18 protein-coding genes, 1 tRNA gene and 2 pseudogenes are annotated in these 20,826 nt (G+C 38.8%); 14 read left to right on the top strand and 7 right to left on the bottom strand.

Annotation, left to right across the window (positions count from 1 at the left end; all coding sequences use genetic code 11):
• Positions 1-48: 48 nt before the first annotated feature.
• Positions 49-1,182 (bottom strand): 3-dehydroquinate synthase, encoded by a 1,134-nt coding sequence (aroB, locus tag J7R07_RS03040; protein WP_208435469.1) that lies wholly within the window; start codon positions 1,180-1,182, stop codon positions 49-51.
• Positions 1,157-1,789, bottom strand: a complete 633-nt coding sequence (locus J7R07_RS03035; protein WP_208435468.1) for a shikimate kinase — start codon at positions 1,787-1,789, stop codon at positions 1,157-1,159. Before J7R07_RS03035 ends, aroB begins: the two co-directional genes overlap by 26 nt.
• Before the next feature lie 254 nt (positions 1,790-2,043).
• Between J7R07_RS03035 and J7R07_RS03030 the strand changes: the two genes are divergently transcribed.
• From J7R07_RS03030 to J7R07_RS03020, 3 genes are all read left to right on the top strand, one after another.
• Positions 2,044-2,982, top strand: coding sequence for a site-specific tyrosine recombinase XerD (locus J7R07_RS03030; protein WP_208435467.1), 939 nt, complete (start codon positions 2,044-2,046; stop codon positions 2,980-2,982).
• 79 nt (positions 2,983-3,061) lie between these two features.
• Positions 3,062-4,018 carry an acetyl-CoA carboxylase carboxyltransferase subunit alpha gene (locus J7R07_RS03025; RefSeq protein WP_208435466.1) on the top strand — a complete coding sequence of 319 codons (957 nt, stop codon included), beginning with the start codon at positions 3,062-3,064 and terminating at the stop codon, positions 4,016-4,018.
• 36 nt (positions 4,019-4,054) lie between these two features.
• A complete protein-coding gene (locus J7R07_RS03020) occupies positions 4,055-4,804 on the top strand; it encodes a L,D-transpeptidase family protein (protein ID WP_208435465.1) in 750 nt (249 codons plus the stop codon).
• Positions 4,805-5,228: 424 nt separating this feature from the next.
• Here J7R07_RS03020 and J7R07_RS03015 read toward each other — a convergent pair whose 3' ends face one another.
• From J7R07_RS03015 to J7R07_RS03005, 3 genes are all read right to left on the bottom strand, one after another.
• A complete protein-coding gene (locus J7R07_RS03015) occupies positions 5,229-6,290 on the bottom strand; it encodes a CobW family GTP-binding protein (protein WP_208435464.1) in 1,062 nt (353 codons plus the stop codon).
• A gap of 5 nt (positions 6,291-6,295) precedes the next feature.
• Positions 6,296-7,402: a D-alanyl-D-alanine carboxypeptidase family protein gene (locus J7R07_RS03010; RefSeq protein ID WP_208435463.1), complete on the bottom strand. Its 1,107-nt coding sequence runs from the start codon at positions 7,400-7,402 to the stop codon at positions 6,296-6,298.
• A 639-nt stretch (positions 7,403-8,041) separates the two neighbouring features.
• On the bottom strand, positions 8,042-8,836 hold the full coding sequence (locus J7R07_RS03005) for a lysophospholipid acyltransferase family protein (RefSeq protein ID WP_208435462.1): 795 nt from the start codon (positions 8,834-8,836) through the stop codon (positions 8,042-8,044).
• A gap of 149 nt (positions 8,837-8,985) precedes the next feature.
• Between J7R07_RS03005 and thiD the strand changes: the two genes are divergently transcribed.
• From thiD to J7R07_RS02990, 3 genes and pseudogenes are all read left to right on the top strand, one after another.
• On the top strand, positions 8,986-9,843 hold the full coding sequence (gene thiD, locus J7R07_RS03000; protein WP_425489181.1) for a bifunctional hydroxymethylpyrimidine kinase/phosphomethylpyrimidine kinase: 858 nt from the start codon (positions 8,986-8,988) through the stop codon (positions 9,841-9,843).
• 434 nt (positions 9,844-10,277) lie between these two features.
• Positions 10,278-10,550 (top strand): annotated as a pseudogene (locus J7R07_RS02995) (hypothetical protein); the annotation flags it as partial.
• A pseudogene (locus tag J7R07_RS02990) lies at positions 10,551-10,934 on the top strand (hypothetical protein). It abuts the pseudogene before it with no gap.
• A 321-nt stretch (positions 10,935-11,255) separates the two neighbouring features.
• On the opposite strand, the gene J7R07_RS02985 reads toward J7R07_RS02990, so the two are convergent.
• Positions 11,256-11,330, bottom strand: a tRNA-Gly gene (locus J7R07_RS02985).
• Between the two features lie 194 nt (positions 11,331-11,524).
• On the opposite strand from J7R07_RS02985, the gene J7R07_RS02980 reads away from it, so the two are divergent.
• From J7R07_RS02980 to J7R07_RS02950, 7 genes are all read left to right on the top strand, one after another.
• Entirely contained in the window at positions 11,525-12,493 is a 969-nt protein-coding gene (locus J7R07_RS02980; RefSeq protein ID WP_208435460.1) for an ABC transporter substrate-binding protein, read from the top strand.
• Between the two features lie 62 nt (positions 12,494-12,555).
• Complete coding sequence (locus tag J7R07_RS02975) at positions 12,556-13,452, top strand: ABC transporter permease (RefSeq protein ID WP_208435459.1); 897 nt, start codon at positions 12,556-12,558, stop codon at positions 13,450-13,452.
• Positions 13,445-14,239 carry an ABC transporter ATP-binding protein gene (locus J7R07_RS02970; RefSeq protein WP_208435458.1) on the top strand — a complete coding sequence of 265 codons (795 nt, stop codon included), beginning with the start codon at positions 13,445-13,447 and terminating at the stop codon, positions 14,237-14,239. The genes J7R07_RS02975 and J7R07_RS02970 overlap by 8 nt, the downstream gene beginning before the upstream one ends.
• Positions 14,240-14,243: 4 nt before the next feature.
• Positions 14,244-15,284, top strand: coding sequence for a DNA polymerase III subunit delta (gene holA / locus J7R07_RS02965; RefSeq protein ID WP_208435457.1), 1,041 nt, complete (start codon positions 14,244-14,246; stop codon positions 15,282-15,284).
• A 788-nt stretch (positions 15,285-16,072) separates the two neighbouring features.
• On the top strand, positions 16,073-17,005 hold the full coding sequence (locus J7R07_RS02960; RefSeq protein ID WP_208435456.1) for a prephenate/arogenate dehydrogenase family protein: 933 nt from the start codon (positions 16,073-16,075) through the stop codon (positions 17,003-17,005).
• A gap of 309 nt (positions 17,006-17,314) precedes the next feature.
• Positions 17,315-18,169: a YihY/virulence factor BrkB family protein gene (locus tag J7R07_RS02955; RefSeq protein WP_208435455.1), complete on the top strand. Its 855-nt coding sequence runs from the start codon at positions 17,315-17,317 to the stop codon at positions 18,167-18,169.
• Positions 18,166-18,681 (top strand): YaiI/YqxD family protein, encoded by a 516-nt coding sequence (locus tag J7R07_RS02950; protein WP_208435454.1) that lies wholly within the window; start codon positions 18,166-18,168, stop codon positions 18,679-18,681. The genes J7R07_RS02955 and J7R07_RS02950 overlap by 4 nt, the downstream gene beginning before the upstream one ends.
• A 1-nt stretch (position 18,682) precedes the next feature.
• On the opposite strand, the gene J7R07_RS02945 is transcribed toward J7R07_RS02950, so the two are convergent.
• On the bottom strand, positions 18,683-19,378 hold the full coding sequence (locus tag J7R07_RS02945; RefSeq protein ID WP_208435453.1) for a TlpA disulfide reductase family protein: 696 nt from the start codon (positions 19,376-19,378) through the stop codon (positions 18,683-18,685).
• 33 nt (positions 19,379-19,411) lie between these two features.
• Between J7R07_RS02945 and argH the strand changes: the two genes are divergently transcribed.
• Complete coding sequence (gene argH, locus J7R07_RS02940; protein ID WP_208435452.1) at positions 19,412-20,812, top strand: argininosuccinate lyase; 1,401 nt, start codon at positions 19,412-19,414, stop codon at positions 20,810-20,812.
• Positions 20,813-20,826 lie beyond the last annotated feature (14 nt).

The raw sequence follows: 20,826 nt of genomic DNA, 5'->3' as shown, positions 1-20,826 counted from the left end.
ACTCCTTTAATGGAAGTATAAAAACGAATCAATTATATTCAATATGAATTAACGAATTTCCGCTAATTTTTGTTCCAAAAAGATTAAAACTGCGTCTGGTGAAACATTTTTTGCAATAAATGATTGTCCAAGTCCACGTGTTAAGATGAACGTTAGGTTGTTTTGCGAAACTTTTTTATCTTGGGCAATGAAAGCCATTAGCATTTCAGCGTTTGGTAGTTGGCCTGGGATATCTTTTAGTTGTGTAGGAAGACCCACGGCTTTGAAATGTGCTTCTATACGGTGTGTGAGTGCAGGATCTGTTAAATTTAGTTGAGCGGAGAATTGATGCGCTAGAATTATCCCAATTGCTACGGCTTCACCGTGGATTAAACGGTTTGAATCATAAGTAGTTGCTGTTTCAAGCATATGCCCAAATGTATGACCAAGATTTAAAAGTGCACGTTCTCCTGTTTCATATTCATCGCGTGCTACGATGCCGGCTTTAAATTGGCATGAGCGAACAATAGCTTCCGTTCGTGTTGAGCCATTGGAAAAGATTTTTTGCCCGTTTTTTTCAAGCCACTCAAAGAAATCAGGCTGGTTAATGAGACCATATTTTACCATTTCTGCATAGCCGGCACGAAATTCGCGTGGTGGCAGTGTATCAAGGATACCAGTATCAGCAATAACGCAGCGTGGTTGATAAAAAGTACCAATAAGATTTTTACCATATTTGCTGTTGATGCCCGTTTTTCCACCAACAGAGGAGTCAATTTGTGCAAGCAGTGTTGTGGGCATTTGAATGAAATTCATGCCACGCCGTATAACGCTTGCGGCAAATCCTCCTAGGTCGCCAATTACGCCACCACCAAAAGCAATAACGCAATTACCTCTCTCTAAACGTGCAGAAAGAATTTTATCGATAACAGTTTGTAGAATGGGAAATGATTTTGATTGTTCCCCTGCTTCGACAATAATTGGAACAGTATGGATTTTATTTTTTTCAAATTCTGTTTGCAATCTATCTAAATGGAGGGATGCAACATTTGTATCTGTAACAATTGCCAAACGCATCTCATGATACTCTTTTTGGTGAAGAGAATGTTTAATTTGCAAAGCAGCTTGTGTAATAAGATTTGGGCCAATGATGATATCATAACAGTGCTTGTTTAGTTTAACTGTAACGGTCTTGGTTTGCATGCTTGTTATTCCTATCGTTATTTTCTGTCTTCAGGTAATACTGTACAGACCGTATGACATTTTTTGCTACGGTATGGCGGCTTTCTTTGTGACTGTTAATTGTTAAGTTTGCTTTTGCATAGATAGGATAACGCTGTTCCATGAGTTTTTGCATGATTTCTTGAGGGTTTGCTGTTTGAAGGAGTGGTCGCGTTTTGCGCTTTGAAACACGTTGCATGAGGATATCAAGATCGGCTTTGAGCCAGATAGATATACCATTTTGGTCAATAGTTTTTCGGATGTCTTGATTTATATAAGCACCGCCTCCTGTTGCTAAAACAAGAGGACTTTTTTTTATAAGGTTCAGAATAACACGCTGTTCAAGAGCGCGAAATTCGGGTTCACCATAAATTTTAAAGAGTTCCATGATGGTCATTTTTGAAGCTTTTTCAATTTCCTCGTCAGAATCATAAAACGGCAAATGGAGCATAGTGGCGACGCGTTTTCCGATTACCGATTTACCTGCACCCATCAGACCAATAAATACAAGTGCGCGTTTATTAAGAGATGATAAAAGTTGATTTTTTATCTGTGTCATCGGAATATGTTTAGGTTGATTATTTTTCATAGCTTATTTCGGCATTTATCTGTTTTAAAGTCAATTCCTGTTAATCTTTATAAAGCATAATAAAAAATTGAGTATCGGGGGAGAGTTTATTGTCTTATGCCAACATTAACTAGGTTTTTAATGATTCTTTTCATTTCATTTGTTATCCTTTTCTGTATAATGATCGCTCTTGTGATTTTTGTTAAACCAGTAACCGTGGATATGTATATCGATGTCCCTTTGGATTCATTGAGCCTTTCTTCGAAAGTAAATCAATGAAAAGTGATATTGTGATAGATCGTTTTCTTGAGATGATGAGTGCTGAGCGAGGCGCTGCTGCTCACACGCTTGAGGCTTATCGACGTGATTTGCAGTGGGCACAAGAGGCATTGTCTTTGCGCTTTGTTTCACTTTTTTCAGCACAAAAAGAAGATTTAATTGGCCTTTTGTCACTTATGCATACTCTTGGTTTTAAAGCATCTTCACAGGCGCGTCGTTTATCGACTTTACGTCAATTTTATCAATTTCTTTATGCGGAAGGATTGAGGGTGGATGATCCTTCTCATGATATTGATGCACCGCGTCAAGGACGTCCTTTGCCAAAAATTATCGGTGAAGATGCGGTGATAAAATTGCTTGATTTAGCACAGTTAGAAGTGAACCAAACAGATTATGGGTCAAAAGATCATTTTCGTGCATTGCGTCTTCAGCTATTAGCTGAAATGCTTTATGCAACAGGGCTACGTATTAGTGAGTTGGTGAGTCTTCCAGTACAGGTTGTCCGAGGAAAAGGATATAGTATTTTGGTTCGCGGTAAGGGTAAGAAAGAACGAGTGGTACTTTTATCAAAAAAAGCATGCCAAGTTCTTTCGCAGTGGTTGGACTTGCGCGATCAAAGAAAAAATGCAGCAAGCCCTTATCTTTTTCCTGCACATTCAGAGACAGGGTATATCGCTCGACAACTTGTTGCACGGGAGTTGAAAAGTCTTGCCACAAGGGCAGGAATAAAAAGTAAAAGTTTTTCTCCACATGTCTTGCGTCATGCTTTTGCGAGTCATCTCTTGCAACACGGGGCTGATTTGCGTGCCGTTCAACATTTGTTAGGTCACTCTGATATTGCCACCACCCAGATTTATACCCATGTGTTGGAAGCAGGCCTTTATCGTTTAGTTCATGAGCATCATCCACTTGCCGATGAGCAGAAGGCTCAGTAAAGAAAAAGGAGATGTTTTTTAAAAATGCTTTATAAAACAGTATATAAGCGTATAAATAACACAAAATAAGTTAGGTACAATGTATAATTATCTTGATTTTGAAAAACCAGTTGCTGATCTCGATGGGAAAATTCTTGAATTAAAACAGATTTCTCAAGAGGAAGGCAGTCTTGATATGAGAGACGAGATTGCACGTCTTGAAAAACGTTCTCAAACGGCATTGCATGATATTTATAAAAAGTTATCGCCGTGGCAAAAAACACAAGTGGCTCGCCATCCTGATCGTCCCCATTTTATGGACTATGCTGCACGTTTGCTCAGTGATGTTACACCTTTAGCAGGAGATCGCAAGTTTGCTGAAGATGAGGCTATTCAAGCCGGATTTGCACGTTTTCAAGGAGAAGCCGTTGCATATATAGGTCAAGAAAAAGGTCATGATACGCAAACACGTTTGCGCTATAATTTTGGTTCTGCGCGTCCAGAAGGTTATCGCAAAGCTGTACGTATTATGGAAATGGCTGATCGTTTCGGTTTGCCACTCCTTACTTTTGTTGATACCGCAGGTGCTTATCCTGGTGTGAGCGCTGAAGAACGTGGTCAAGCAGAAGCAATTGCTCAATCAACGGCAGCGACTTTGCGCTTAAAAGTTCCTGTGGTTTCGGTTGTTATTGGAGAAGGCGGATCAGGGGGAGCGATAGCAATTGCAGCGGCTAACAAAGTGTATATGTTAGAACATGCGATTTATTCTGTTATTTCTCCTGAAGGAGCGGCTTCTATTTTATGGCGTGATCCAACCCGTGCAAAAGATGCCGCAATGAATATGCGCATCACTGCTCAGGATTTATATCGGTTAAAGATTATTGATGGCATTATCCCTGAGCCTTTAGGAGGAGCACATCGAGGTAAAGAAATTGTGATTGATAAAGCAGGTAATGTTATTTCAGAGGCTTTAAAAACTATGGCTGGAAAAGATGGTGAAGCTCTTAAACGAGATCGTTGGGAAAAATATCTTCAAATTGGTAGATCTTTAGCATAATTCACTTTTTGTAGGGGGCGATTGGAGTTTTATTCGATGATATTCAACAGGTTTCTTACAGCGTGTGTTTTGTTTGCAGTGGGAATATTAACAGCATGTGAGGGAAGATTGCCAGCTTCTGTCCGGGCTAAAGTTGAGCAGCCACTTCCTCAAGAAATCAAAAATAGAATGGTCTACTATAATATTGATCCATATGCGCCGATTATGATGCGCTTTTTTAAGCAAGAAAATATTGCTGAAATTTGGAAACAGTCCCGTTCAGGGCCTTTTGTGTTGGTAGCGCGTTACGGCATTTGCAAATGGTCTGGCCAGCTTGGACCTAAATATAAGGAGGGGGATCTTCAAACACCAGAAGGCTTTTATACCATTCGTGCAAACCAAATGAATCCTTATTCAAAATATTACCTTTCTTTTAATATAGGATTTCCTAACTTTTATGATCGAGCCAATGGTCGAACAGGAAGTAATCTTATGGTACATGGTTCTTGCTTTTCCGCTGGCTGTTATTCTATGAGTGACAAAAATATGGCACAGATTTATGCTTTTGCACGGGATGCTTTTAGAGGTGGACAGAAAGAATTTCAGTTACAGGCTTTTCCTTTCCGCATGACTGATGCGAATATGGAGCACCATCGCTCTGATCCTCATTATCAATTTTGGGTTATGCTTAAGGAAGGTTATGATTTTTTTGAAGAAAATCGTGTGCCTCCAACAGTTGATGTTTATGAAAAACGTTACGTTTTCAATAAGGGCCTTGGTAAGTTTTCACGTGCTCTGATGCCATGAATACCATTTTATCGTAAAAGTAGAGTACTCTCTAATTCTTTAGAGTATTTTGTGCCTTTTATTTATGAGGTCTTTAATTGTTGTCTTTCAGTAAGGCAATGGAAGGTGCGTTTGCACATATTGGAAAATACTATGTCATTTCTGTCTGATGTTCTTTTTGGCATCAACCAAATATCAAAATGTGTAGTTAAATGAAATATGCAGGGTATGTTTGCTGAGTGAGACTCTGAAATGAGTCACATGGTGGTTAACGGGTAGAACTTAATTAGTCTGATTATAGACTTGATGGAGGTAAGAATCCTCGCCGGTAATGAGAAGCTAAAATAGTATATGAACGTTTGTGGTGAAAAGTTATAAAGATCTGTTCGAAAGACAGAAATGTTGTTCATAAAAGATTTTTCTTCCTTGAAAATTGAAGGAAAAATTAGAATTTTATCCCTGGAATAATCAGGGGATTGTTCAATATAGCAGTTTTGTCTGCTGTATCTATTGCTGGTTTGTTAAAAAAAGCATTGAAGAGTTTTTGTATCTCTTCTTTTTCAACACCATCGGCAATGATAATGAAGCGCGTTTGTGTGATTCCTTTCGGCCATGCTGGAAGTCTTTTTGGGGGATGAAAAAACGTTTGTACACCATGTAGTACAAGAGGACGGTGCGGGTTATCATGCAATGCGATAATTGCTTTAATACGTAACAATTTTGCGCCATAAAGATTTTTTAAAAGGTCAAGAAAAGCATCAAGCGTAGCGTAATCCATAGGTTCTTCACAGTCTAATGAAAAAGTACGAATGCTCCAGTTGTGAGCATGCTCATGGGGAACAAAAGCGCCCCACTGTTTAAGGTGTGTGTTTTCTTCTTTTTTATCCCATAATGTTTTACTTATTAATGCATTTGAACAGCAATTCTCAGAGTGAAGATCTATAATTTGCGCTGTAGGGTTTATTGTTTTGAGTGTATTAGAGAGTGTGTTTGAAAGCGTTTTAGGATCAATAAGGTCTGTTTTTGTGAGGAGAATTTTGTCAGCAAGTACTAGTTGTTTGTGTATTTCAGGATAGCATTCGAGTATGGAAAGCGTATTTAATGTATCAAATGTGGCAAGAACAGCGTGGATAGACACTGTTTGAGTTAGAAGTGGGTGGCTTAAAAGAGCTTGTAAAATAGGGGCTGGATCAGCCATCCCTGTTGTTTCAATGATAATGTGATTGAGTTGTTTGAGATCGCCCTTTTGAATGCGATTTATTAAATCAGTCAATGTATCAATAAGATCACTGCGCAAATTGCAGCATAAGCAACCATTTGCAAGTTCGATAATTCCTTCTGTTGTTTTTTCAACCAAAAGATGGTCAATACTTATTTCGCCGAACTCATTGATGATAACAGCAGACTCAGCCAAAAGAGGATCGCGCAGCATACGGTTAAGCAAAGTTGTTTTGCCAGAGCCTAAAAAGCCGGTAATAAGTGTGAGTGGAATGCGCTTTATTTTCATATTTCTCATCGACTGCTATTTGTTGCCTTTTTTATAGAGCTATTTGTTGGTTTTTTATGCGGAATATAAAGTTTTTTTAGTGGTTTTACTATGATTTTGGGTTCCTGTGGTGCACTAATGAGCCGTACTTGTAAGGGAAGTACGAAAGAGGGTGAAGCAGTGATAAAAGGAGAGGTGAGGATAATTTTTCCTTGATCATCATAAGAGTTCGCATGAATTTTTATGGCTTCAGGAGTGCACATTTGTTGTCTCATATCACTTACTTGTGTCATCTTGGTACCATAGGGTTTGAGTGTTGCCAGTGTTAATTGGGGCATACCTTTACGTGAAAACCCTGTTTCAAGCAATTGGGCGGCTTTTTCTTCTCTTTCACTTATATTGTTAGCTCCTAAAATAACAGCAATAATTGTGCGTTTATTGCGGGTTGCAGAGGCGACAAGATTAAAGCCAGAGGCACAGATAAAGCCTGTTTTCATGCCATCTATTCCATTAAAACGACCAATGAGATTGTTTGAATTGGGCTGGATTTTTCGTTTGTTACCAAAATCAATAGCAGGAATAGAAAAATAATGAGCATATTGAGGAAATTCACGACGAATCTGAATAGCTAAAAGAGCAATATCGCGTGCTGTAGAGTAATTTTGTAAGTCTGGTAATCCACTTGCATTGGCAAAATGGGTTCCAAACATTCTTAAACGTTGAGCTTCAGCATTCATTTTTTTTACAAACGCTTCTTGTGAACCAGCAACTGCTTCACTCATAGCAATGGCTAGATCATTGGTGGAAGTTACCAAAGTAATACTGAGTGCTGTATCAAGTGTAAGGACAGAACCGGCTCTATAACCTGATCGGTGCGCAGGAGCTTTTGCTGCATATTCGCTAATGGTGATGTGTTTGTTGGGTGAAATTTCTCCTTGGCTCATGGCGCGGAAAATGACATAAGCAGTCATTAATTTTGTTAAAGATGCTGGGTACCAACGCTCAAAAGCTTGATTGTGCTCTAAAATACGTTTAGTTGTAACATCAACAGAGATAAAAGGTTGTGTCAAAGCAAGAGTGCTTTTAAAACTCAAAATAAAAGATAAAAATAGATAAATAAAGAGTCGTTGCATTAAGTTTAAATTCAATTCATTCTGATTAGTGAGTAATAACTGTTCTCATTTAGGACACAAAACTTTTAAGTCTATGATGTAGAGAGCAGATAGTTAATACAATTAATACTGTCTTGGTTTTTATTTTGTGATGAAATCAAGATTATTTTTACTTCCCCCCCTTGAATACAACTTTGCTGATTGCAAAAATCTCTACAGCAATATCTTTTCCATAATAGATATTATGTAGTATTTTACTTTTTGTTTATTATTCTTTTCTTAAAGAACAACATGCCAGTATGTTGCTTATATATACATTTTTTAGAGAAATATTTTACTTCCCCCAGTTTTATCTTTTATTACTTCCTGAAAATAGTATAACAAAAGTCTATGAGGGCACCACCATTTTTTATGTTTATAAAGGTATAAATTGGTATCGTGCTCTATTTGCAAACTTTCAATATTTCAACTGTTTGTGTATTTGAAAACATTCATAAGAGGTAAATTCATTTCTTTTTTAAATATTTTTTGTATACATGCTGTTCTCTGTTGTCAGCTGTAAACAAACTTTTTTGAGGTTTTATTACTAAAAAGGAAAAGAGATATTCCCTATTTTATATTCTCAATTCGGTATAAAAAGTGGTAAATTATTTTTATATATCACTGTGTTGATTCATGATGATTTAGTTTTTCAAGCTTTTTAACAGCACAAGGGGGCATGGGTGGAGGGCTAGGATCTTGGGCTGCTAATAAAAGCAATTCATCGCAAGCTTTTTCTGTTTTTTCAACGAGTTGGTCTAGGAAATCACGTTTGCTCAAACCTGCTTCTATGGGAGGAAGGATACGAACGCGGATTGTTCCAGGGTAACGGCGAAAATTGCCTCGTGGCCAATATAAACCAGCATTGTGTGCAATGGGAACAACTTGAAGTTCTAGTTCATTGTAAAGGGCTACAATCCCTGATTTATAATCTGGTTCTTGACCTGGCTGTCGACGTGTTCCTTCGGGAAAGATGAGAATTTGACGTCCTTGTTTTGCTTTTTTTTTCGCTTTTTGTATGATGGTTTTTAAGGCTTTAATGGGTGTTGTTCGGTTAATGGGAATAATTTGTGTTTTTGCCATGTACCAGCCAAAAAATGGAATCCACGTCAGCTCACGTTTTAGGATAAGAGCAGGATCATCAAAATAGGGGACAAGGCTAAAGGTTTCCCATGCAGATTGATGTTTTGGAGCAATGATATAGGCTCCTTTGGGGAGGTTTTCTAATCCTTCAATTTCGTAGTTTGTGCCAGCAATGTATTTTTGTAAAAAGAGAGTAACGCGCGCCCATGTTTTAGGAATAATCCACGCTTTTTTGCGTGGCATTAGAAAATAGAAGGGAGCGTAAAGAATCATTTGTATAAAAGTCGTTATATAAAAAGCGAATGTAAAAAGAAGAGAACGAAGAATAAGCACTATGATTTTCCATTTTATATCTGCAAAGAGACCGTGTATATAACGTACTTTACATGAGAAAACATCTATCTTTATGTTTTTTCAAATATCTATTTTTTCAGAAACCTATTTTCTGATATTTAAAAACATAAGGAAAAAGGCTAATGAAAATGCAAGTTGGCCAAGACAAACTTTTTATTCCACGAATTTTATCGATTGCGGGAACGGATCCTTCTGGTGGCGCTGGAATGCAAGCGGATTTAAAGGTATTTTCAGCTATGAAAACCTATGGCATGAGTGTGGTTACAGCTGTTGTTGCACAAAATACACAAGGTGTGCGTGCTTTTCAGGTGTTAGATGCTTCTTTTGTTGCTGACCAAATTGATTCTGTTTTTGAGGATATTCATGTTGATGCCGTTAAAGTTGGTATGGTAGCAAATGCTCAGATTGCGCAGGTTATAGCAGAACGCCTTGTTTACCACAAAGCGCGCTTTATTGTTTTTGATCCCGTTATGGTGGCAAAAAGTGGCGATATTCTTTTAAAGCCTGATACGATTGAAGTTATGCGTGATGTTCTTGTGCCAATATCAACTTTGATTACGCCAAATTTACCTGAAGCAGCTTTGTTGTTGGGACGTAAAATACAATGGTCGTTAAACGCTCTGTATCAATATGCTCCCCAGCTTTTGGCGCTGGGGTGTCATGCAGTTCTCTTGAAGGGAGGGCATTTGAGTGCTCTTGCAAGCAAATGTACAGGGAATCACGATTTTTCTAGTCCAGATCTTTATTGTGATGGTGAAGATCTTGTCATGCTTGAAGCGCCTCGCCTCACTACCACGCATGATCACGGTACAGGTTGTACCATTTCAGCTGCGATTGCAGCTTTGTTGCCTACACAGCCTTTGCTTTGGGCGGTTAAACAAGCAAAAGACTATTTGAATGGTGCTTTATCTGCTTCAAGCGCTTTACATGTGGGGAATGGTCGAGGGCCATTGCACCATTTTTATGCATTATGGAAGAATCCGTGAAACGACTCATGTGAAAAACTTTTCACTCTGCGGCTTTTTCTTGAATCGTTCTGCGTTGTTTTGCAATTATACCGATACTGACAAAGGCTGGCTGTCGTTTGGCAGTTTTGTATGCAGTGACAAAAAGTAGGATTAGGTAAAAGTTGTGATAATTCATTGTTATTACATTATATTTTTATTATTCAATGCAATGCGCGTTTTGTCAAACTAGATTTTGAACCTAAAATTGCGAAAATTACCGAAAATCGGCAAAAATCGCAATTTTGTAGCAAAAATGAAAAAAAGCTTTGAAAGGCCTTTAAAAATCCTTTGAAGATTTTTAAAAAGTCTGTGAAAGCCCAAAAAACCGCCTTTGAATCCCCTTTGAAAAAAATCAAACCAAAAGTTCAATTGACTCCAAAATCAATTAAAAATGGCCCAAAAATCAAAAAAGACCGGTTTCGCAACGGTGGGTAGCGATTGCTTTGCAACAGGTTGAGAGGGATTTACGGCGGGCTGTTGATTTGGTCAATGGAGTTAATACGCCACCGCAAATCAATGAACAGGAATGGATTTTTGCTCAATTGTTGGGGGTGTGGCAGAGAGCAGATGCGCAGACAAAGGCGTGGTTTTGTGATTACCTTGCAGGAGAACGGGGGGGTGGAGTAGGCACGAAGATGCATGGTTCTCAACAGCCTGTTTTTCCTTGCCGTGAACCGGTGGCGTAGATTGATTTGGGGCGGTTTTGCTCTCGCATCAAACGAGCCATGGCACGGGCTTTAAGAGAATACCAGCATGAGCGCAGTAAGATTGCTGAGTGTATGGCGCATTATTTAGGGATTGATTGCTTAAGTAAGGCGCGTTTGGATGCGTATGTTGCTGAAAGTAAGCAGGTTGATATTTCCCTGCCGCGTTTTAAAGCCTTTGTGCGGGCAACAAAAGCCTATTGGCTCTAGGACGAGGTTGTGAGTGAAGATGGATTGTTGTTGTTGCAAGGGGATGAGGCGCGTTTAGCAGAGATTGCGCGGCTCCAGCAGGAACAGCGTGAGATTGCAGCGCGATTGAAAGCTATGCGTGCAACACCAGTGCAAATTAAACAGGGACAACCATGAAGGAATGGTTTCGTATTGCTGAATTGGCTGAGACAGAAAAACTCTCAGTCAATTTATGCTAAAAGAGGTGAACACATCTTATATACGCTGCTTCTCAAATAATATGATTCCAGCTCAATGATTTATCATCAAAAATTGCGACCTTTAAGAGAGAAAAATAAAAACTCATTAAAAAGGTTTTAAATGATTTTTGAAGACCCTTTGAGAGCCCCTTAAAAACCCTTCGAAAAAAAATAAACTGATGCAAAACCTGCTGTCAAATTGTGCAAAACCTGATGACAAGCTACACCAATAAATAAAAAATCATATGAACCGATTACATGGAGCGGGCGATGGGATTCGAACCCACGACCCCAACCTTGGCAAGGTTGTGCTCTACCCCTGAGCTACACCCGCTCACTGATTCGAAACATATTTTGCTTCAGATGTTGCCTGTATGGCGTAGGCTTCTCTGAATTGCAACAAAAAAATAACATTTCAGTTTGATTTATTTTGCAAATGTTTCAAAAATAAAAGTAAAGATTGATTTTAAAAGTACTCTTCAATAAATTGCTTCCTCTTTATATTATTGCAAAAGAGGGGGGAGTAGAATGTCGAAAAAAATAAACTTATTATGGATTGCAATTGCAGCTATTTTTATCATGAATAGTTTTGCAAAGGCAGGCGATCACATTAAAGTTGCGATTACACAAATTATGATACATCCCGCTGCAGATGCTGTCCGCAAAGGGGTTATGGATGCACTTGCAGAAAATGGTTATAAGCAAGATGAAAATTTCGAACTCACTTTTTTACCAGCACAGGGCAATATCGCTACAGCAACGCAAATTGCACGTAAATTTGTTGGTGATAAACCTGATGTCATTGTCGCGATTAGTACAACTTCAGCACAAACAATGCTTGCAGCAACAAAAACAATTCCTATCGTCTTTGCTGCAATTTCTGACCCTATTGGAGCAAAAATAGTGTCTTCGCTTACCAAACCCGGTAGCAATGTGACGGGGACTTCTGATCATTTAGATGTTGCAGCAAGTCTTAAAATTTTGCAGGAAGTAAAGCCAGATTTAAAAAAAATTGGTTATCTTTATAATGCTTCGGAAGCTAATTCTGTTTCAACACTTAAGGTACTAAAAGAAGCGGCAAGAAAAGCTAGAGTTGAAGTTATTCCTTCATCTGCACCTAAACCTTCTGATGTTCAGGCGGCAACACGAGCTTTGGTTGGGAAAGTGGATATCATTTTTGTTCCCGCTGATAATACAGTTCTTTCTGTTTTAGAGGGTGCAGTGAAGGTCACACGGGAAGCGAATACACCTTTATTTACTGTCGATGCTAATTCTATTGGACGTGGTCCTTTTATGACACAGGGTGTGAGTTTCTACGATGTAGGGTTTGAAGCTGGGAAACTGGTCGTACGTATTCTAAAGGGTGAAAAACCTGGTGATATTGATATTATACAGGCCGCTAATAATGACATTAGAATCGATATGAACGCAGCCAAAAAAGCTGGTATTGTTATCCCACAGACAGTTATCGAACGTGCGACAGAGATTATTCAATAGTCTTTTATTATATGATGTTGATACAATGAAAGTATCTTAAGTTTTCATGGAGTGGTCTTTGAATGAGTATATTTGCGTTTTCTGGCGCTGTAGAATTGGGTCTTATTTATGCGTTTGTTGCCATAGGTGTTTATCTTTCGTTTCGCGTCTTGGATTTTCCTGATTTAACTGTTGATGGTTCTTTTCTTCTTGGATCATGTGTTTGTGGCGTTTTGATTCTTTTAGGTTTCAATGCGTGGATCGCTATGGCATGCGCCTTTTTTGCAGGTATGGTGGCTGGTTTATTAACAGCTTTGCTCAATTTGCGTTTTAGCATTTTGAATCTTTTGGCTTCCATTTTGACAATGTCAGCACTTTATACAATCAATCTTCGTGTTATGGGAATTATGGGAGGGTCTAATATTAATTTGGCTCTTTCTGATACTGCTTTAACACCCTTTTATAATCTGTTTGGCTTGTCTGATATCTTTGTGCGTCCTCTTTTTGTTGGTACTGTATTGCTGGTTTTGGCATTTTTGATTTGGCGCTTTTTGGAGAGTGAAATAGGCCTTGCTATGAGAGCAATGGGTACTAATCCACGTATGGCTACGGCGCAAGGGATTCATAGATCAGCTTTAATTTATTTTGGTATGGGGCTTTCAAATGCGTGTGTTGCGCTTGGTGGTGCTCTTTATATTCAAACTGCGATTGCCACTGATATTACCGGTGGAACTGGTACGATTGTTTTCGGTTTGGCAGCGGTTATTATTGGTGAAACTCTTTTTCGTACGCGTAATATTTTGTGGATTATTGTGAGCTGTATTGTGGGTTCTGTTCTTTATCGTGTTGCAGTGCAATTCGCTTTCGAGGCAAACGGTATTGGGATTGATACGTCGACAGATCTTCAATTGATCACTGCACTGCTCGTTGCTTCAGCTCTTATTACACCACGCTATTGGAGGGGGCTTAAGTATGATTGAGTTTTCTCATGTCGGAGTCACATTTAAACCGCAAACACCTTTGGAAAAACAAGCATTAATTGATATTAACCTCAAGATTAATCGGGGCGGTTTTGTCACAATTATTGGTTCAAATGGCGCTGGTAAATCAACTTTGCTTAGTGTTTTAGCAGGCGTAATTCTTCCCTCGACAGGAAAAGTGGTGATCAATGGGCAAAATGTTTCCAGGCAATCGGTTAGTGAGCGCGCTGGGAGGGTGACTTGTGTTTTTCAAGATTCGTTAATGGGAAGCTGCGGCTCTTTAACAATTGAAGAAAATTTGGCTTTGGCTGCTCTACGGGGAAGTCGTCGTGGTTTGCGTTCAGCTTTAAACCATAAAAAACGGCAATTTTTTCGGGATGAAATTGCCCAATTGGGCATTGGTCTTGAAGCGTGTCTTCATAATCCTATGGACAGTTTATCAGGTGGGCAACGTCAAGCAGTTTGTCTTGTGATGGCGACTTTAGCCCATGCAGATGTCTTATTGCTCGATGAACATACCTCAGCATTAGATCCAGGAATGGCTGATTTTGTGATGCGGTTGACCGAAAAAATCGTTGAAGAGAAAAAATTAACAACTATTATGGTGACACATTCTATGCGTCAGGCTCTTTATCACGGAGATCGCACATTAATGTTGCATGGTGGAAAAGTGATTTTGGATGTGTGTAAAGAAGAACGTAATGGTTTGGGTGTAAGTGATTTAATCGGCATGTTTCAGAAAGTCCGTGGGGAAGCTCTTGATGATGATGCACTTTTAATGGATTAATATTTTGGCTCAGAAAAAAGCGCATGAAGTTGATTATTTTCTAACCCGTTTTTCACGTGCTTTTCCTATTGTTCTCATTTATGGACCAGATCGTGGTCTTGTTTGTGAGCGTGTACGGCGTTTTGTCAAGCTTACACAGGTAGCGATAGAAGATCCATTTTCAACGATTCGTTTAGATGCAGCTGAGATTGATAAAGATCCTGCTCGTTTGGGGAATGAAGCGCATACTGTATCACTTTTTGGGGGAGATCGTTTGATATGGGTCTCTAACGGTACTAACCAAAAAGGCTTTCTGACAGCCTTGAAGTTTTTAATCGAAGAACCACCGGATGCGTGTTTTATTCTCATTGAGGCAGGGGATTTGAAAAAAGGAACAGGATTGCGTAATGTCATTGAAACGGCATCAAAAGCAATGGCTCTGCCTTGTTTTGCCGATGATGCTCATTCCCTTGATGGTTTGATTGATGAGGTTTTCGGCCATTTTAAGAAGACTCTCTCTTTGGATGCACGCAAGTGGTTGCATGAAAGTTTGGGAGGGGATCGTCTTGTTTCTCGGAGTGAATTGGAGAAGCTTTGTCTTTATGCCTTAGGGAGTCATATTACTCTTGAAGATGTGAAGGCCGTTGTGAGTGATGTGAGTGCTCTTTCTCTAGATGAAGTGATTGACGCTCTTTTATTAGGCGATGTGCCAAGTTTTGAAGCGCATTTTAGCCGATATGCGATAATGCATGGTACACTGTTTTTTATTTTGAGTACGGCACAAAAGCATTTTCAACAATTACAGCTTTTACGTTATCAAGTGGAGATTGAAGGAAAATCTCCTTCTATTGTGGTTTCTCAAGCACGGCCCCCCATTTTTTTTCAACGGAAAAAAACCGTTGAGCAAGCTTTAAGATATTGGAAATTAGAACATATTTCCTATGCGATGAAGAGAATTCAAAGTGCTGTTTTAGACAGCCGTAAAAATCCACTTTTGAGCGAAGCTATCATTCACCAAGTTTTGCTGGATCTTACAATTGTGGCACGGCGCCAAGTGGTAGCTTGAAATGTTTAAGCTGTATGTATGAAGCTTTGTTTCAAGACTTTGAAAATTTTATCAAATATTTTCTCTCATAAGAGAGACTGATTTTTTTGAAGTCTAAAAGAGCGGTCTCTAAAGAAGCGTTTTGATATAGGTTGCACCTATTGTTTGCGTAATCTTTTATGATGAAAATGAGAAATTTATGACGAGATAAGTTTTTTATTTCCGAGCGTTTAATACTATTTTTCTCTATGAAATGGCCTCATAACAAGGATGTAGCGTTATTATTCTTTAGTTTTTTATTGGTAGAGTACGTTTTCCTTATGTTAGTTTGATTTATGGTAGCAGGAAAAAGACGTTTTTAGAATCGCAGTATTTTTTTGTATGCATTATTTGCTAGAGTTTTCACCATTGGAAAAACTTGTGTTGATTGTATAGTCACAGGAGTTTGTGCGATGTAATCAAAAAACACGAAGAAGTGCTGTCTGCTTACATTTATAAGGAGCGTTTTGAAATGAAATTGATAATGTTTTGTGGAGAGCAGTTTACGTCATTGATGCATGCTTGTAAGCAATGAATTTACAAGTTTTAGAGCGTGATATTCATTTTCTATCACTCATTTTTTGTGCATTTTCTAGGTAAAAATAATCTGTTAATGGTTCGTGCAGGTGATTATTGGAGAATCGCATGACTTTGTTATTTATTCTCTTATCGTTTGTGGTTTTTTTAATGTTTGATACATAACTTTTGCAAAAATAGGCAGACAAATCGTGGCTTTGTTGCCGTTTGCAAAGAGTCGTTAAAGGTGAAAGATGCTCCAAATTCGATTTGAAAAAATAGCACTCATTGGGATTGGTCTTATTGGCTCTTCTTTAGCAAGAGTGATAAAAAAGAAAAATCTTGCAGCTCATATTTCTATTGCAACACGTCGTCAAGAAACATTGAATAGGGCGCGTGAATTAGAACTTGGCGATTTTTATACAACCGATAATGCAGAAGCTGTCGAAGGAGCAGACCTCATTATTGTTTCTGTTCCTGTTGGAGCAAGCGCACAAGTAGCTAAAACCATTTGTGATCGTTTAAAACCTGGAGCGATTGTGAGTGATGTTGGTTCTACGAAAGCCTTGGTCATTGCAGAAATGGCACCTTTATTGCCAAAAACAGTTCATTTTATTCCTGGTCATCCGATTGCTGGAACAGAATATTCAGGTCCAGATGCTGGTTTTGCTGACTTGTTTATGAATCGCTGGTGTATTTTAACGCCTTTTGCTGACAGTGATGCCGCCGCTGTAGCGCAATTGACAGCATTTTGGGAAGCTTGTGGCGCGCGTGTCGAAAAAATGGAGCCTAAACATCATGATCTTGTTTTGGCTATTGTTTCGCATTTGCCGCATTTGATTGCTTATAATACTGTGGGGACAGCGAGCGATCTAGAAAAAGTAACAAACTCAGAAGTAATTGCTTATTCTGCTTCAGGTTTTCGTGATTTTACTCGTTTGGCATCTTCTGATCCTGTTATGTGGCGCGATATTTGTTTGCATAATAAGGATGCTATTTTAGAAATGTTGAGCTGTTTTAGTGAAGGGCTTGCTTCTTTAGAACGGGCAATTCGTTTGGGAGATGGTGAGACACTGCTTAACTTTTTTACACAGACGCGCGCTGTGCGTCGTAATATTATTGAAGCTGGACAGGAAATTGATGCTCCCGATTTTGGGCGCCATAATGTTTCTAAAGAGGGTGAGTAAAAACAAAGTGTTTGTTCAATTTCTCTGATTTTTCTAGTAATGCATATTCCCCTAATTCTGAGATCCCCATACAGAGGAAGAGTGATTGTTCGAGGACAGAGGATCAGTGTTTAAAAGTTTTTATGGGTGCACACTAACTGTCTTTTGTTCTTAATCTGTAAAATTTGTTGATTTGTTCTTTTCAGTTTTGTTACAAGCAAGGCTTGACCCTATTGCTCATTGCCCTTTATACTCACAAGTGTTTGTTTTGAGATTTTGATGCAAATTGGATAGACTAAGAAAAAGGGTATTGCCAGAAAGTATCGAAATTTGTTGAGAAATATCTTTTGGTATAGCTATTATATCCTTATTGATGCAGTAAGCCATTATTGGCGCGGTAATGGGAGTGCTCTTGCCAGTCATATTGCACTATCGGGACTTTTGGCATTTTTTCCTTTTTTTATTTTTGGGACATCTCTTGCAAGTTTTATTGGTGCTTTTACATATACGCCGCAAAAAATTAAAGCGCTTATGTATCTCTTGCCAGATGTCATTGCAGAGCCTTTATCTCAGGAAATTATCAATGTTTTAACCATTCAGCGGGGAGATGTCTTGACGTTTTCTATTATTGGAGCGGCTTATTTTGCTTCTAATGGGATAGAGGCCTTGCGTACAGCTTTAAATAAAGCTTATCGTGTTGTTGATCGGCGTAGTTTGTTGTTTTGTCGTTTTCAAAGTTTATTTTTTGTGATCCTTGGGGCTGTTGGTCTTGTTGTGATTAGCTTTTTATTGGTTTTAGCACCTTTGCTGATCAAGATTATACAAAATCATTCTTTTTTCATTACAGAATATATCGGTATCATTCGTTTATGGCGTTATACAATCGCAGCGGTTGTTTTATTTGTAAGCCTTTTGATTGTTCATAAATGGCTTCCAGCAGAGCGACGGAAATTTATAGATATTTTACCAGGAATCGTGGTAACAATGTCAGTGTGGTTTGTGGCTTCTCTCGCTTTTGCACAGTATTTGACAATGTTTAATTATATTTCTACCTATGCAGGGCTAGCATCCATTATGGTTGCCATTATCTTTCTTTACATATTAAGTGCAATTTTTATTTTTGGAGGTGAAATAAACGCGGCGATAATATTTTATCGTAACCATGTGCAACCTTCAGATGAATGAAAAAGTCTTTTTTGTGTGAAAGAGAAGAGAAGAGACGAATAAACGAACAAAAATCTGCCATCACTTTGTTGATTGATGCAGATGCTTGTCCTGTAAAAGATGAAGTTTATCGTGTTATGAATCGTTATCAGCTTAAAACATTTGTGGTGGCGAATCGCTTTTTGGCTCTTCCAAATGAAGCGCTCATTGAAAGAGTCGTTGTTGCTGGTGAACTCGATTGTGCCGATGACTGGATTGTAGAACATGCACATGAGGGGTGTATCGTTATTACCAGTGATGTCCCTTTAGCAGCACAGGTTGTGAAAGCTGGAGGTATTTGTCTTTCACCAACGGGGCGTGTTTTTGATGTAAATTCCATTGGTCAAGCTTTGGCAATGCGCAATTTGATGGACGATTTGCGTGGACAGGGCACTATGATGGGTGGTCCCCGGCCGTTTTGTCGCAAAGATCGTTCTGCTTTTTTGTCAGCGCTGGATTTAGCTATACAACGTTTAAAAAGGTGTGGTTATTAGTTTATTGTGCTTCTTGAATGACAGCTTTTATAAGTGTTTTAGCATCGTCATTGGCCCACGGAGCTGCACCATTGTATGAGGCAATAAGATGACCTTTTTTATCAACCAAAAATGTGATGGGCAATCCTAAAGCGAGTCCTTGTTTTCGAAGGTTGTTGAAAATATTCATTGTTTCATCACGATAGTAAACTAAATTATCAGCATGAACATCCTGTAAAAATTGCTGTATTTTTTCAGGAGGAGCTGTTTTATCGGTGTTAATTACTAGCACATCGAAGTTTTCTCCACCCAATTCATGTTTTAATTGGGCAAGTTCGGGCATTTCCGTGCGGCAGGGTGCGCACCAAATAGCCCATAGGTTGATCAACAAAGGTTTGCCGGTAAATTCAGAGAGTTTGTGCTCTTTTCCTTGAATATCCTTGAAAGAGAATTGATTTACATCTGAGGGTGTATCCGCAAATCGTATATTGGTGAAAAAGCCTTTTGCTGCTTTTCGGATCGTCGTCATTTTTTCTTCTGGTACTTTTGTGGACTTTTCTCCTGAAATAAAAGCGGTAAAAAAGGACTCTATCTTGTCGTAGGGGCTTTTTATTGCGTATAAACTTACAACAATTAAGATTACAGCAACAAAAAAGGATGCGATGAAGAATCTCTTTTTGTTCTTCTTTTTTTGGTTGATCAAAGTTTGAGGAATCATGATTTTTGTCCTTTTTATGGGTGTTTTCAGAGTATGACAGATAAAAAGTTAAAGAACCAGATGTGGGGTGGTCGATTTAGAACAGGACCTGCTTCAATTATGGAAGAAATTAACGCTTCGATTGATTTTGATCAAAAACTTTATCGACAAGATATTGAAGGCTCACTTGCTCATGCCGCAATGTTAGCGCAAACAAAGATCATTACACAATCAGATTATGAAAAAATTGTTCATGGTTTAAAGCTTATTCGTCAAGAAATTGAAGAGGGTTCATTTGTTTTTTCACGAAAGCTTGAAGATATTCATATGAATATTGAAGCACGACTGAGCGAATTGATTGGTCCTATAGCAGGGCGTTTGCATACGGCACGTTCACGCAATGATCAAGTAGCCGTTGATTTTCGTTTATGGGTGCGTGAGGCAGCACAGAGAATAGCGCAAGCCTTAAAAAGATTGATAGAGCAATTGCTTGTTCGAGCAGAACATCACGCCGATAGCTTTATGCCAGGCTTTACACATTTACAATCGGCACAGCCTGTAACATTTGGTCATTATATGATGGCTTATGTTGAAATGTTTGGTCGAGATTTGTCGCGGATGCGTGATGCGATTGAGCGAATGAATGAATCGCCTTTGGGGGCTGCTGCTTTGGCAGGGACAAGCTTTCCAATTGATCGTTTTATGACAGCACAAGCACTAGGCTTTCGAGAACCAACACGCAATTCCATTGATAGTGTTGCAGACCGTGATTTTGCCTTGGAGTTTTTAAGCGCTGGTGCTCTTTGTGCAATGCATCTTTCCCGTTTAGCGGAAGAAATTATTCTTTGGTCAAGTGAACAATTTCATTTTATCCGTTTATCGGATGCTTTTTCAACCGGATCTTCCATTATGCCACAAAAGAGAAATCCTGATGCAGCGGAATTGGTGCGTGCCAAAGGTGGAAGACTAAATGGTGCACTGATAGGGTTGTTAACGGTGATGAAAGGATTACCTCTTGCATATTCGAAAGACATGCAAGAAGATAAAGAATATGTGTTTGATGGGGCTTTGAATCTAGAATTATCACTGGCAGCAATGACAGAGATTATAGGTGATTTGCAAGTTAACAAGGATGCTATGAAACAAGCAGCTGATGCTGGTTATGCAACCGCAACAGACTTTGCCGATTGGTTAGTGCGTGAATTAGGCCTTCCTTTTCGTGAAGCACACCATATTACAGGGCGTGTTGTGGCGTTAGCAGAAAAAAAACAATGTCGCCTTAATGATTTGTCGTTAGATGAACTTCAAAGGATATGTCCAGAGATTAATGCAGCAATTTTTGATGTTTTAACGGTTGAAAAATCAGTTAAAAGCCGTAAAAGTTTTGGTGGCACAGCGCCTTCAGAAGTACTTTACCAAATTGCCTATTGGAAAAAACGTCTTGTTACAGCTTAAATGGTTGAATTGTA

This window comes from Bartonella phoceensis (assembly GCF_902825145.1).
Classification (GTDB): Bacteria; Pseudomonadota; Alphaproteobacteria; order Rhizobiales; family Rhizobiaceae; genus Bartonella; species Bartonella phoceensis.
This window is presented reverse-complemented; position numbering and strand designations above follow the sequence as displayed.

What these genes read in the sequence shown, in the direction of transcription:
- aroB (WP_208435469.1), bottom strand. Translation starts at nt 1,182, where the DNA reads ATGCAAACCAAGACCGTTACAGTTAAACTAAACAAGCACTGTTATGAT.
- J7R07_RS03035 (WP_208435468.1), bottom strand. Translation starts at nt 1,789, where the DNA reads ATGAAAAATAATCAACCTAAACATATTCCGATGACACAGATAAAAAAT.
- J7R07_RS03030 (WP_208435467.1), top strand. Translation starts at nt 2,044, where the DNA reads ATGAAAAGTGATATTGTGATAGATCGTTTTCTTGAGATGATGAGTGCT.
- J7R07_RS03025 (WP_208435466.1), top strand. Translation starts at nt 3,062, where the DNA reads ATGTATAATTATCTTGATTTTGAAAAACCAGTTGCTGATCTCGATGGG.
- J7R07_RS03020 (WP_208435465.1), top strand. Translation starts at nt 4,055, where the DNA reads ATGATATTCAACAGGTTTCTTACAGCGTGTGTTTTGTTTGCAGTGGGA.
- J7R07_RS03015 (WP_208435464.1), bottom strand. Translation starts at nt 6,290, where the DNA reads ATGAAAATAAAGCGCATTCCACTCACACTTATTACCGGCTTTTTAGGC.
- J7R07_RS03010 (WP_208435463.1), bottom strand. Translation starts at nt 7,402, where the DNA reads ATGCAACGACTCTTTATTTATCTATTTTTATCTTTTATTTTGAGTTTT.
- thiD (WP_425489181.1), top strand. Translation starts at nt 8,986, where the DNA reads ATGCAAGTTGGCCAAGACAAACTTTTTATTCCACGAATTTTATCGATT.
- J7R07_RS02980 (WP_208435460.1), top strand. Translation starts at nt 11,525, where the DNA reads ATGTCGAAAAAAATAAACTTATTATGGATTGCAATTGCAGCTATTTTT.
- J7R07_RS02975 (WP_208435459.1), top strand. Translation starts at nt 12,556, where the DNA reads ATGAGTATATTTGCGTTTTCTGGCGCTGTAGAATTGGGTCTTATTTAT.
- J7R07_RS02970 (WP_208435458.1), top strand. Translation starts at nt 13,445, where the DNA reads ATGATTGAGTTTTCTCATGTCGGAGTCACATTTAAACCGCAAACACCT.
- J7R07_RS02960 (WP_208435456.1), top strand. Translation starts at nt 16,073, where the DNA reads ATGCTCCAAATTCGATTTGAAAAAATAGCACTCATTGGGATTGGTCTT.
- J7R07_RS02950 (WP_208435454.1), top strand. Translation starts at nt 18,166, where the DNA reads ATGAAAAAGTCTTTTTTGTGTGAAAGAGAAGAGAAGAGACGAATAAAC.
- J7R07_RS02945 (WP_208435453.1), bottom strand. Translation starts at nt 19,378, where the DNA reads ATGATTCCTCAAACTTTGATCAACCAAAAAAAGAAGAACAAAAAGAGA.
- argH (WP_208435452.1), top strand. Translation starts at nt 19,412, where the DNA reads ATGACAGATAAAAAGTTAAAGAACCAGATGTGGGGTGGTCGATTTAGA.